An 11943-nucleotide genomic window follows, 5' to 3' on the forward strand; every position below is an offset into this window, starting at 1 on the left:
GCGGTGCGGCGTGGGAGGTGGTGGGGGGGCCGGGCACGGCCTTGGCGACGGCCATCGGGTGGGGTGTGGCCGTCGCCGGCGTCGCCAGGCAGGCGACCGTCGCGACGGCGGTCAGACCGTCGACCACACATCTGGGCCAGGTGAAGCGGTAGCGCATCCCTGCTCCTTCGTGGGGGGAAACAGATGCGCCTCGGGAAACCGTATGAGGCGTGTGCGGCACCTTCTCAGCGCACACCACCCGCCGACAATGAGGTGTGACATAGCACATTGGGCTGACCCGCCATAACGTCCCGCGAGGTGTCAACGTCCCGGCGCGTCCTCCCGCCAGGCGTCAGCGTCGCGACGGCATCATCCCGCGGGGCATTGTCAACGGCCCGCCGTTTCCTCACCGTTGGCCGGTCCTCGACGGTGCGGCAACGGCGCCCGGTCGGGCCGGACGGCGACCTGCGGCCCGGCCACGCTCCAGGTCCGCGAGGCCCACCTCCGCAGGTGCGGCGACTGCGCGATGAGCGCGCGGTACGCCGCGGTGGCGGAGCCGGCGAGCGTATCCGCGATCTCGTCGGCGAGGCTCGCACGCCGCCAGGCCAGTACGTAACGGCACCACAGCGGTGTGCCGGTCAGCGGTTTGATGAGGACGCCGGGGACCGGACGAAGCGTCGCCTGCACGATGGAGACCCCGAGCCCCTCCGCGATCATGTTCTGCAACTGCAGCTGGTCGCCGAGGAATTCGTGCACCGCCGCCGGGGTGAAACCGGCCGACTCGCAGGCCGCGTAGAACACCCCGGGCCAGCCGGCCCCGTCGTCCGGAGTGACGAACCAGGCGTCGTCGGCCAGATCCGCGAGCCCGACCTCCAGGCAGTGTTTGAGCCGGTGATTCGACGGCAGGGCGACGAAGGACGGTTCGGTGACGATCCCGCGATGGGCGACGGCGGCCGAGTGCCACAGCTCCAGCCCGGGATAGTCGGCAGCGATCGCGGCGTCCACCTCACCGTCCTCCAGGAGTTGGACGATCTCCGAGGACGGATACACGCTGCTCACCGTGAGCGCGAGGTCGGGCAGTCGGCTCCGGAGTCGGACGACCATGCCGGACAGGACCGGAGAGTTGGTCGCGGCCAGGCGGAGCGGCCGGCGCGTACGCGCCACGCTCTCGACCGGGTCGCGCCCTATGGCATCCGCGCGGGCCAGGACGTCACGGGCCTGCGCCAGGACCCCCGCGCCGTACTGGGTCAGCTCGACACCCGATATGTTCCGCTCGAACAGCGGCTTCCCGAAGTGCCGCTCTATGCGCCGGAGTTGGGTGCTCATCGCGGGCTGCGAGTAGCCCAGCTCCGATGCCGCCCGTCCCACACTCCCGGCATCGGCGATCGCACACAGCACCCTCAGGTGTCGAAGCTCCAGCTCCATGTGCCCACTCCTCCGGGAAGGTGGTCGTACTCCTCGGCGGCCTGACAGGACGACTGAGCTTCATGACGACGGGATGGGACCGGAACGACCGTGGTCCGTGCCCGCACTGCGCTTCGCTCCGATTCCCTGTCCGACGTCGCCGAGTATGCCTACGCAGCCACGGCGCTGCCGAGTCCCGGCTCATTTTCCCCGCCGGTGCGCGTCCGCTCAACGAGGACGGCTCCACGGCGACGAGCGGGGACCGCGCGGGCCGAGCGGCACAAGCCGTCGAGACATGCGAGCCGCACTCGACTCCCGACCGGCTTGCGAAGCCCGGCGGACGGCTCAACACGTGCGCGGGACCAATCGGGATATTCCGGGGCAGGTGATCCTAGAGTGGCGTGGTGAACGGTGGCCGGAGAGTACGGGACGACGAGGGGAGCGCGGTCCGACTCCTCGCGTTGTCCGACGGAGTGTTCGCCATCGCGATGACGCTGCTGGCGCTGGACATCACGCTGCCGGCGGGGCTGGACCCCGACGGTTTCGCGCGGGCGCTGAGCGAGGTGCTGCCCAAAGTGTGGGCGTACGCCCTCAGCGTGCTGGTCATCGCGGCATTCTGGCGGGGCCATTACCAGCTCTTCCAGTCCGTGCGGGACGTGGACGGGACGGTCGTCCGGCTCGTGCTGCTGGGCCTGGGGCTGGTCGCCCTGATGCCCTTCCCCACCACCCTGCTGGCCGAGTACGCGTACCTGCCGCAGTCCGTGGCCATCTACTCCGGCGCCGTCGCGGCCATGGGGGCCACCCAGCTCGCGCTCACGGTGGTGCTGTGGAAGCGCCCATGGCTGTCGAGCGCGCCACTGCCCGACCCCATCGTGCGCAACGACGTGGCCGACCTCGTGTCGACCGTGCTGGTCTTCGCCGTCGCCGTACCGCTCGCCTTCGTCTCACCGACGGGGGCGATGCTGTGGTGGGCGGTGCTGATCCCGGTCAGGTTCGTGCTCGGCAAGCGGGGCAAGCGCTTGCGTGCGACCACACGGGGGTTCAGTGCCTAGGGCGTGTAGCCGACCCTCGTCGTCGGTGGCTCCTGCCGCTGTGCGCCAGGGGAGACGCAGGTCACGTTCGTTCATGTCACAGCGTGCCGAGCGGTTTCGTCCTCTCGGTGTAGGCATCGATCACGATGGAGGAGTTGACCATGGGTGCCCGTTTGAACCTGTTCGAGAGCCCGCTCGCAGGCAAGCTCTGGAAGCACATCATCGCGGCGAATCAGGTGCTCGTCGACTCGTCGCTGCCGGGCGCGACGCAGGAGCTGGTGAAGATCCGCGCGAGTCAGATCAACGGGTGCGGTGGCTGCCTGGACATGCACACCAAGGACGCCGCTGCCGCCGGTGAGACCTCCCTGCGCCTCAACCTGGTCGCGGCGTGGCGGGAGGCCACGGTCTTCACCGAGGCCGAGCGCGCGGCGCTGGAGCTGACGGAGCAGGGCACCCGCCTTGCCGACGCGGCCGGTGGCGTCACGGACGAGGCCTGGGCGAACGCCGCCAAGCACTACGACGAGGAGCAGCTCGCCGCCCTGGTGTCCCTCATCGCCGTCATCAACGCCTTCAACCGCGCGAACGTCATCGTCCAGCAGCCCGCCGGCGACTACCAGCCCGGCCAGTTCGGATAACGAGGCGCGGCCGGCTCGGGGTCCGAAGCCATCCGCGTACGGCAGTGGCCCCCGGGCCCCGGGGGCCACTGGCCACGCAGACAGGCTCGGCGTGACGTGCCGTTCGGGGGAACGACGGGTGTCGGAGCGAGGTGTCCAGGGGCGCGGCTCGTACGTTCACTCGGTATGACCTACGCCTCGGGCGCTCACGTATCCGGCCCCACCCGCCGCACCACGGTGGCCGGGCTCATCGGTGGGGCGGGGGCCGTGCTGACCGCCGGGTGCACCGCGTCGGGCGCCTCGTCCGCGGCGGATCCCACGCCCACGCGCACGGCATGGGCTTCCGCATCCGTGAGCGGCCCCACGCCCGGCGCGATGACGCTCTTCAAGGACCCCGGCTTCAACTTCAACGGGCTCCTCGCGCTCGGGGCGTCCGGGTACGGCGCCGCTGAGGTGGGCGAGGTACTCACCGCCGTGAACACGATCAACAAGGCCGGCCTCTCCGCGCAGACGTACACCGAGACCTTCAAGAAGCTCGGTGACCGGCTGACGCAGCCGCCCCGGAGCGGCAAGCCCGGCACGCAGACCACACGGTTCCGTGCGCTGCGGGCCGCGCAGTACTACGCCCAGGGGCTGTTCTTCGTCCTCGGCTCCGACACCCCCGGCAGCGAGGAGCAGCTGTACAAGGCGGGGCGCGGCGCCTGGGACACGTTCTGCGAGCGGTGCGACCCGGCACCGGTGACGGCGCACATCCCGTATGGGAAGACCCCGCTGCCCGTGTGGTTCTTCCGTCCGGACGCCTCCCGCACGCGGCGCCCCACCGTGATCCTGACGAACGGCAGCGACGGGCAGGACGTCGACATGTGGACCTACGGCGTCCAGGCGGCTCTGCAACGCGGCTGGAACGCCCTGGTGTACGACGGGCCCGGCCAGGGCCAGCTGCTCTTCGTCGACCAGGTGGTCTTCACGCCACGCTGGGAGACCGTCGTCACCCCGCTCGTCGACTGGCTGTCCGCCCGCTCGGACGTGGACACCAGGAAGATCGCCCTCACCGGGCTGAGCATGGGCGGGAATCTGGCCCCCCGGGCCGCGGCCTTCGAGACCCGGATCGCCGCTCTGGTGGCGATGCCCGGCGTGCTCTCGCCCTGGCTCGGCTTTCCTCCGGAGATCCGGCAGATCCTCACCCCGGACAAGGAGAAGACCAACACCATCTGGAACAAGGAGGTCGTCCCCGAGCTGCCGCCGTCCGCGGCCGCCACGATGAAGAAGCGCATCGAGCCCTTCTCCGTGCCGGCGATGCTCGCGGCCCGCGAGGGCAAGATGTTCACCGACTTCTACACCCCCGCCACCCTCATCACCTCGCTGGACATCACGGATGTGGTGGGCCGCATCAAGATGCCCACGCTGGTGCTCGACTATGACGACGAGCAGTTCTATCCGGGGCAGCCACGGCAGATGTACGCCCAACTGACCGCTCCCAAGGACTACGTGAAGCTCACCGCGGCCACCGGTGCGCAGCTGCACTGCTCCCCGATGGCCCCGCAGCAGCACTGCGAGGTCGTCTTCGACTGGCTGCAGGAGAAGCTGTCAGGCAGCTGACTCCCGCCGCGGTCTCGGCCGAAGCGGCCCTCATCGTCCTCGATCTCGCGGACGTGTACGCGTTCTGGCACCCGGACAGCCCGGCGACCCACGCCGCCCCGACCGTCAGCTGAACGGCGCGTCACGTCGTCACGGAACCAGAATCTCCTGATGCGGCATCAGGTCATGCCGGTCCTCCTGTGGTGGCCGGGCCTGCGGGGTGCCGCGGTGCAGGTGCCAGGTGTGGTCGAGGTGCATGGTGGCCTGCCGGCCGGCGTCGTAGGGCTGCCAGCCGGGGTCGCCGTGGGTGGCGAAGTCGACCCAGGCGGCGTGCGTGCGGGCGGCCAGGTCCGTGAGACCGCGGTCCGGTAGGCCGGGGCCGAGGAGGGCGTGTGCGCCGTGCAGCGCGGGGAGGTCCGTGCGGTCGAAGACGAAGGGCAGCTCGACGCAGTGGCAGGCGCCGAGCCGGCCGTCGAATGCGGTGGACCGCCAGGCGAAGGTGTAGGCGAAGGTCCGGGCGCCCGGGAGCGTGCTGTGGGCGGTCGCGAGTGCGCGGCTGCCGGCGAGGTACAGATCGGTCATCAGACGGGTCGCCCACTCGCCCGGCCCGGCACAGGGGAGCCGGGCGCGATAGTGGGCCAGCAGCGCTTCCGGCCGGGCGGAGCGCCGTGCCGCGATGGCGGCCAGCGTGCTGGGGGTCATCGAGCTGATCGCGCCGCCGGGGACGGTGTAGAGAGCGGCCTCGTCCGCGTTGGTGCCGATCAGGAGCTCGCGTGCCGACACCGGCCCCGAGCCGGCACGGCCCGCCGCGCGAAGGGCGAGTGCGGGCTGACGTTCCAGCAGGACGCCGTCGATCACGGGTTTGAAGGGGCTGTTGCCCAGCGACGGATCGAGGTGGCCGGAGAGCTCAGGGCCGGTGGGCGGAATTTCCTGCAGGACGGCGGTCAGACGAGCGTCGTCCATATCGTGGAACGCCTCGGCGCGGGGTGGCAGTCCGAGCGTCCCGCACACCTGGCGGGTGATCGCGAGGCCGTGCTCGGCCGGTACGGCGCACAGGCCGTTGCCGCTCTGACTGATGGCCCGGCGGAAGAGTCCGGCGGCCGGGGGAGCGGCCAGGAGAGCGGCCACGATCATCGCGCCGGCGGACTGGCCCGCCACCGTCACCCGGTGCGGATCGCCCCCGAAGGCCGCGGCGTTGTCGGCCACCCAGCGCAGCGCGGCGATCACGTCGAGCAGGCCACGGTTCTCCGGGGCGCCGGGCAGCGAGAGCCAACCCGGAATGCCCAGGCGGTAGTTGAGGGTGACGAGGACCACTCCGTTGCGTGCGAACGGTCCCCCGTCGTAGAGGGCAGCCTGGCCGGTGCCGGAGAGGAGGCCGCCGCCGTGCACGAAGACCAGCACGGGCAGTCCGCCCGCGCCCGGGTCCGGCGTGGTCACGGTGACGGTGAGGTAGGCGTCGCCGGGTATCGGTGGTGGGCCGGTGACCGGGCTGAGGTCCATGCCGCCGAATCCCTGGCGGTCCGGGGCCGGTGCGGTGGGGCCGGGCCGGGTGGCGTCCCGGACACCGTGCCAGGCGGGGGCGGGGGACGGGGCCGCGAAGCGGGCCGCACCGACGGGAGCGGCGGCATACGGAATCCCGTGGAACACCTGCACACCGTCCTTGTGCAGGCCACGCACCCGCCCACCGGTCGTGCGGACGACGGGACCGGGCCGTGCGTCGTGTGGCGGCAGTGCGGCACTCCGGCGGGTCATGTCCGGATGGTCGCCGGCGCGGCGGGCGCCGGTCATGCCGTGGCCGCGAGCGACGCCCAGGAGCGGATGGCGAACCGGCTGCCGGACCGTTCGACCCGCATCCCCGGCCGCTCACCGCTCAGGTGGGCCGGGAAGACGATCCGCCCCGCGTCGGCCGCCTCGCCGAGCACCCGGTGGCGCGAGTCGCGGGCACCCGCGGGGTCCTCGCAGAAGCAGCTGTTGCACTGTGGCTCCACCACCTGAACGGGATTGTGCAGCAGGTCTCCCACAAAGACGGCGCGATCCTGGCCGGAGGACAGGAGCACGACACAGGAGCCCGGGGTGTGGCCGGGCGCCGGGGCCAGGGTCAGGTTCTCGTCGACGACGAACGAGTCCTCCCACAGCGTCGCCAGCCCGGCGCGGACGACCGGTTCGACGCTGTCCTCGAAGACGTTGCGGTTTGCCGCTTCCATACGGCGGGTGTGCTGGTGGGCCGGATTCCAGAAGTCGTAATCGGCCCGCGGGAAGAGGTACTGGGCATGCGGGAAGGTCGGCACCCACTCCCCGTCCACCAGGCGGGTGTTCCAGCCGACATGGTCGGCATGGAGGTGCGTGTTGACCACGACGTCGACATCCTCCGGCCGCACCCCGGCGGCCGCGAGGCGCGCGAGGTATCCCGTGTGCAGCTGGTGGAAGGCCGGCATGGCGGGACGTTCCTTGGCGTCGCCCACTCCGGTGTCGATCAGGATCGTCCGGCCGGCGCTGCGCAGCACCCAGGTCTGCACGCACGAGGTCAGCAGTCCCGTCCGCGGGTCCCAGAAGTCGGGGGCGAGCCAGGGCCGGTGGGCCTGCCAGACCTCAGCCGGGAGGTCACCGAACATCTCCTCCGGCGGCCGGGTCGTGCCCTCGTACTCCACCGTCCGCAGCACCGAGACGTCGCCAAGGGTGATCGAATGTGTCATGAGTTCTCCTCGCGGGCGGGTGGCGGCAAAAGCGGGTCGCACGGCCGCACTTGCGGCAGGCGCGGTGCCCGCGGGTGACGGAGAGCCTGCCGCTTTCCGGCGCACAACGCACCTTGTGTGCCGAATTTCTGCACCCTAACACGCACCACGCTGGATTCTGGCGGCCAAGTGACGTGATCGGGCGCAACTCGCGCTGTCGGTGCCGTATCCCCACGCAGAACTGCCTCTGGTGACTGATTCCGGCAGATGCTCGGCTAGGGTGGACAGCCGACGAGCGCCACGGAAGACGAGATGCCAGGAGCCATGGAGGACACCGTGATCGACGACATCGATCTCGACTTGATCGCCGCACTGCAGACGGCTCCCCGGGCGTCCTTCGACGTACTGGCCCGCGTCCTCGACAGCTCCGCACGCACCGTCGCCCGCCGCTACGCACGGCTCGTCGACGACGGTGCGATGCGGGTGATCTGCGAAATCGAGTGGTCGCTGCTGGCCGAAGGGCTGCCCGCGACCGTGTGGATCGGCACCGAACCCGGGCGGGCACCCGAGGTGGCACACGCCCTCGCCGCGCGCGCCGACACCCCGTTCGTGTCGCTGGCGTCCGGGGCTGCGGACGTCTTCTGCATGCTGCACGGCGCCACCCGGGCCGACACGACCCGGGCACTCACCACCGAACTGCCCGCGGTACCGGGAATCCGCACCCTGCGTACCGAGTGGATACTGCGCCGGCTCACCAGCACGGCATCCTGGCGCCTCCCTCGCCTGACGTCCGGTCAAATCTCCGCGCTCACCGGGCAGAACGCCGGCCGGACCGCCGCCCACCCGCGCGACACACCGCTCAGCGGCCTGGAGCGCGACACCGTCGCCGTACTGCGCAACGACGCCCGGATGCCCTTCTCCACCCTTGCCCGCACCCTCGGCATCACCGAGTCCCGCGCCCGCCGTACCGTCGCCGCCCTGCTCGAATCCGGCCTGTTGCGACCGCGCGTCGAGGTCGATCCACGGGACATCGGTTACGCGGTCGAGGCGGTGCTGAGCATCGGCTGCCGCCCGGGCGCCGTGAAACGCCTCACCGCCTCCCTCGCCGACCACCCCGCGACACGCTTCCTCGCCCTCACGGCAGCCGCTTCGGTCTTCACCTACGGAGGGGTCTTCCGCGACGAGGAACACCTCGCCGACTTCCTCACCGGCGGTTTCGAGGGCAGCGAGGAAGTCACCTCCCTGGAATGCTCCCTCCAGCTGGAGGTGTTGAAGCGGTACTGGACGGCCCGCCCCTGAGCGCGGCCGCGGCGTCGGCAGCGTGTGGCAACGGAGCGGCTGAGGGGCGGATGCCCGGGTGGGGCAGCGGTCGGCGAGCAGTGCGAGTGTGCTGAGCCGGTGATGCGGTTCCCGTCGGGCGTGGCCCACGTGACTCCGCGCCGCCTGGCGGGGTGGTGACATGCTGTGCCGTTCGGTGGCACGCTCGAATGCCGACTTGCAGCGCGCGATCGACCGGATGGCGGGATTCGATGGCATCGTGCGGGCCTCGACGGCGATCACGTTGGAGAATCCGGTGCCGCTCCGGTTCACTCCACTGGTGCGCCAGGCGTCGCGGCAGGCGCCGTAGGGACCGCTGACCGCTGGAGGACCGGCCTTGACGGAGGGACCGAGAAGTGACCTTCTGGGAGTACCTGGGCACCCGCTGCCAGCAGCTGCTGGGCGCCTATCAGCACACCAGCGCCGCCTTCCCGCACATGACCGTCACCGAGAACATCGGGCTCGTACCGAAGAGGGTCGGCCGGCCCCGCGCCCTGGAGGTGGACTGATGCGCCTGGACCGGGTACGGACGGCCGTCGCGGGCGCCGGCGCCCTGCTGCTCGCCGCCGCATTGCTGAGCGGCTGCGGACTGACCAGCGGCAGCCCGCTGGCCGACTCGGTGCAGCCCGGCTCCATCGGGAAGGGGCGACCGCTGGCGGGCGCCCAACTGACCGTGACCTCAAAGGAGTTCACCGAGCAGATCATCCTGGGCCAGATCATGGGGCTGGTCTTCAAAGCAGCCGGCGCGGAAGTCCTGGACCGGACGAACATCCAGGGCTCGATCGGTGCCCGCGAGGCGGTCAAGTCCGGTGCGGCGGACGGGATGTACGAGTACACCGGCACGGCCTGGATCACCTACCTCGGTCACGCCAAGCGGGTCGTCGACCCGCACGCGCAGTGGGAGGCCGTACGCGAGGAGGACCGCCGCAACGGCATCACCTGGCTGTCCGCCGCCCCGCTCAACAACACTTACGCGCTGGTCGCGAACCAGGCGAATGCGCAGAAGTACCGGCTGCGCACACTCTCCGACGTGGCACGCCTGACGAAGAAGGACCCGGGCGCGGCGACGATCTGCGGCGGAAGCGAGTTCTCGGTGCGCGAGGACGGCCTGCCGGGCGTGGCGAAGACGTACGGATTCGCCCTCCGGCGCGGGAACTTCAAAAAGATGGACGACGGCGTCGTCTACGCCCAGGTCGCCGAGGGTGCGGCCTGCGCCCTCGGCGTGGCGGCCACCACCGACGGCCGTATTCCCGAACTCAAGCTGAAAGTGCTGGAGGACGACCGGCACTTCTTCCCCAACTACAACGCGGCACCCGAGATGAACAGCGCCACCATGAGGAAGTACCCCGCCATCGCCGGCCTCCTCGCCCCGATCACCAAGCGGCTGACGGGGGCGGAGGCCCAGCGGCTGAACGCGCGGGTGGACGTGGACGGGGAGGATCCGCACGAGGTGGCGAAGGACTGGCTGGTGCGCGAGGGCTTCATCCGGGAAGGCTGACAGACGAATTCGTACGAACGTCCGACGAGCAGGAGGGGGGCGCCCTGCCGCTCGCTCCCTGGGGCAGGTCGGCGGCCGGGCGGATCGGTGCGATCATGACACTCACGTACGGGACGACGCAGACCACCGGCCATCCACACGGTCACCGGCGGACCGGCCATCCGGAGAATCCGGGAGGCGGCGGGGGAATCGGCGTTGTCGGGGCGGTGGGAGTGGACGTGCTCGGTGCGCAGCACGAGTGCGGTGCGCGCGGGCGGGGAGGGAGTAACAGTGGGGGCGGCTGAGGAAGCGGCTGGGGTCGCGGCGCTGCTGAAGGAGTGGAAGGACCGCTCCGGGTACAGCTACGGGGTGCTCGCGAAACGGCTGCACATGAGCACATCGACGTTGCACCGCTACTGCAACGGCGACGCGGTACCGACGGAGTACGCACCGCTTGAGCGGCTCGCACGGCTGTGCCGGGCGACGCCGGACGAGCTGGTCGAGCTGCACCGGCGCTGGATCCTGGCGGATGAGGCACGCCGGCGGGAGCGGGACCGCAAGCAAGGGGGCGGCGCGGCGGCGGTCGCCGGCGCGGTGGGTGGGAAGGGGGAAGGCGAGTCCGGTGCTGTGACGGAGACGGGGGCCGAGTCCGGGGCCGTGACGACGCCAGGGGCCGGCCTCGGGCCCGAGCCGGAATGCGGGAGAGGGGCCAAGTCCGAGCCGGAGGCTGAAACTGAGGTCGGATCAGGTCCCCGTACCGTGCCGCCGACGGCTCCCACCTCGTCTTCTGCCACCTCCGCTTCCGGCCCCGTTCAGGACGCCGCGCCCGCCCCCGCGGGGCGGTCCGTGTCCCAGGTGGCGCCCGCCGGCGGCCGGCGGCGGATCGCGCTGGCCGCCGGGATCGCCGTGGCCGCCGTGGCCGCCTCCGCCGCTGTGGCCGTCGGACTGACTTCCTCCGATGGCAGCGACGGCCGCAAGGCGGCAGCCGGGACGGCCACGACCACGGAGCGCGGCAGCACGCCGACGAAGGCCGGGGGCGGCCGGTCCGCGTCCGCGAAGCCGCCGGCCGCGGGCGACACGCGTCCGTCCTCGCCCCCGTCCTCGTCCCGTACGCCGGACGGTAAGGCTGCCGGCGGCACGGGGCGCGGCGAAGCCGGCGACCGGGCGCCCGATTCGGGCACGGCCGACCGGGCCGGGCTCCCGGTGAGCGTGGATGTCCGCCCGTACACCTGGGAGGACCCGTGCAGCCAGCGGTACTTGGTCGACCGGGACCCGGGCGAGATGCCCCCGCCGCCCGCCGAACAGCACGCCCGGGGCTGGATCTCGGCGCTGGGCGCGGTCTCGGCGGACAGTCAGCTGGTTCAGGTGTCGGTGCAGGGTGCGGGCGACGAGACCGTGGTACTGCATGCCCTGAGGGTGCGAGTCGTGGGAAGCTCGGCGCCACCCGCCTGGAACGCCTACAGCATGGGCGTGGGCTGTGGCGGCGGCATCACCCCCAAGGTGTTCGGGGTCTCCCTGGACGCGCCACAGCCACGGATCGCTCCGCAGGGCGGACAGCGGGACTTCCCGTACAAGGTGAGCGAGCGGGACCCCGAGGTCTTCAAGGTCAGCGCGCGGGCCGGATCCCGCGACGTGCGCTGGTACCTGGAGCTGGAGTGGTCCAGCGGGAACCGGCACGGCACGCTCCGGATCGATGACAACGGGGAGCCGTTCCACACCAGTGGGATGGCCGGCCGGCCGCAGTACGACTACCCGCTGGGCGGCCAATGCCGTTGTTTGAGGAGATCAAGCATTGCTGTGACCGGTCGGTGGTCGGGTCGTTGGGCAGGTCATGCATCCGTGGGTGGGGTTGTCTGATGATGTACGGCTGG

Annotated in this window: 10 protein-coding genes and 2 pseudogenes; 9 read left to right on the forward strand and 3 right to left on the reverse strand. The window is 71.2% G+C overall.

Features of this window, described 5'->3' with window-relative positions; all coding sequences use genetic code 11:
- Positions 1–366 precede the first annotated feature (366 nt).
- The gene (locus EST92_RS27565; protein WP_129283458.1) at positions 367–1404 is read right to left on the reverse strand and encodes a LysR family transcriptional regulator; all 1038 of its coding nucleotides are present in this window, start codon (positions 1402–1404) and stop codon (positions 367–369) included.
- 90 nt (positions 1405–1494) lie between these two features.
- Here EST92_RS27565 and EST92_RS32445 point away from each other — a divergent pair.
- From EST92_RS32445 to EST92_RS27585, 4 genes and pseudogenes are all read left to right on the forward strand, one after another.
- Positions 1495–1676 (forward strand): annotated as a pseudogene (locus EST92_RS32445) (RidA family protein); the annotation flags it as partial.
- 108 nt (positions 1677–1784) lie between these two features.
- Positions 1785–2435, forward strand: a complete 651-nt coding sequence (locus EST92_RS27575) for a TMEM175 family protein (protein ID WP_129283459.1) — start codon at positions 1785–1787, stop codon at positions 2433–2435.
- Positions 2436–2575: 140 nt separating this feature from the next.
- Positions 2576–3049, forward strand: a complete 474-nt coding sequence (locus tag EST92_RS27580; protein WP_129247474.1) for a carboxymuconolactone decarboxylase family protein — start codon at positions 2576–2578, stop codon at positions 3047–3049.
- 330 nt (positions 3050–3379) lie between these two features.
- The gene (locus EST92_RS27585) at positions 3380–4627 is read left to right on the forward strand and encodes an alpha/beta fold hydrolase (protein ID WP_254069054.1); all 1248 of its coding nucleotides are present in this window, start codon (positions 3380–3382) and stop codon (positions 4625–4627) included.
- A gap of 129 nt (positions 4628–4756) precedes the next feature.
- Here EST92_RS27585 and EST92_RS27590 read toward each other — a convergent pair whose 3' ends face one another.
- Positions 4757–6358 carry a carboxylesterase family protein gene (locus tag EST92_RS27590; protein WP_254069055.1) on the reverse strand — a complete coding sequence of 534 codons (1602 nt, stop codon included), beginning with the start codon at positions 6356–6358 and terminating at the stop codon, positions 4757–4759.
- Positions 6359–6390: 32 nt separating this feature from the next.
- Entirely contained in the window at positions 6391–7299 is a 909-nt protein-coding gene (locus tag EST92_RS27595; RefSeq protein WP_129283461.1) for an MBL fold metallo-hydrolase, read from the reverse strand.
- A 303-nt stretch (positions 7300–7602) separates the two neighbouring features.
- On the opposite strand from EST92_RS27595, the gene EST92_RS27600 reads away from it, so the two are divergent.
- From EST92_RS27600 to EST92_RS27615, 5 genes and pseudogenes are all read left to right on the forward strand, one after another.
- A complete protein-coding gene (locus EST92_RS27600; RefSeq protein ID WP_129283462.1) occupies positions 7603–8577 on the forward strand; it encodes an Lrp/AsnC family transcriptional regulator in 975 nt (324 codons plus the stop codon).
- Positions 8578–8731: 154 nt separating this feature from the next.
- A pseudogene (locus EST92_RS27605) lies at positions 8732–8905 on the forward strand (Lrp/AsnC family transcriptional regulator); the annotation flags it as partial.
- 46 nt (positions 8906–8951) lie between these two features.
- Complete coding sequence (locus tag EST92_RS31260) at positions 8952–9104, forward strand: hypothetical protein (protein ID WP_154073999.1); 153 nt, start codon at positions 8952–8954, stop codon at positions 9102–9104.
- Complete coding sequence (locus EST92_RS27610; protein ID WP_129283463.1) at positions 9104–10093, forward strand: glycine betaine ABC transporter substrate-binding protein; 990 nt, start codon at positions 9104–9106, stop codon at positions 10091–10093. The genes EST92_RS31260 and EST92_RS27610 overlap by 1 nt, the downstream gene beginning before the upstream one ends.
- A 270-nt stretch (positions 10094–10363) precedes the next feature.
- Entirely contained in the window at positions 10364–11929 is a 1566-nt protein-coding gene (locus EST92_RS27615; protein ID WP_129283465.1) for a helix-turn-helix transcriptional regulator, read from the forward strand.
- Positions 11930–11943: the final 14 nt, after the last annotated feature.

It is taken from the genome of Streptomyces sp. TM32, from assembly GCF_004122755.1.
GTDB classification, from domain to species: Bacteria; Actinomycetota; Actinomycetes; order Streptomycetales; family Streptomycetaceae; genus Streptomyces; species Streptomyces sioyaensis.

Excerpts from the sequence above, each read along its gene's own strand:
- EST92_RS27610 (WP_129283463.1), top strand. The coding sequence starts at position 9,104 with ATGCGCCTGGACCGGGTACGGACGGCCGTCGCGGGCGCCGGCGCCCTG.
- EST92_RS27590 (WP_254069055.1), bottom strand. The coding sequence starts at position 6,358 with ATGACCCGCCGGAGTGCCGCACTGCCGCCACACGACGCACGGCCCGGT.
- EST92_RS27595 (WP_129283461.1), bottom strand. The coding sequence starts at position 7,299 with ATGACACATTCGATCACCCTTGGCGACGTCTCGGTGCTGCGGACGGTG.
- EST92_RS27565 (WP_129283458.1), bottom strand. The coding sequence starts at position 1,404 with ATGGAGCTGGAGCTTCGACACCTGAGGGTGCTGTGTGCGATCGCCGAT.
- EST92_RS27600 (WP_129283462.1), top strand. The coding sequence starts at position 7,603 with ATGGAGGACACCGTGATCGACGACATCGATCTCGACTTGATCGCCGCA.
- EST92_RS27580 (WP_129247474.1), top strand. The coding sequence starts at position 2,576 with ATGGGTGCCCGTTTGAACCTGTTCGAGAGCCCGCTCGCAGGCAAGCTC.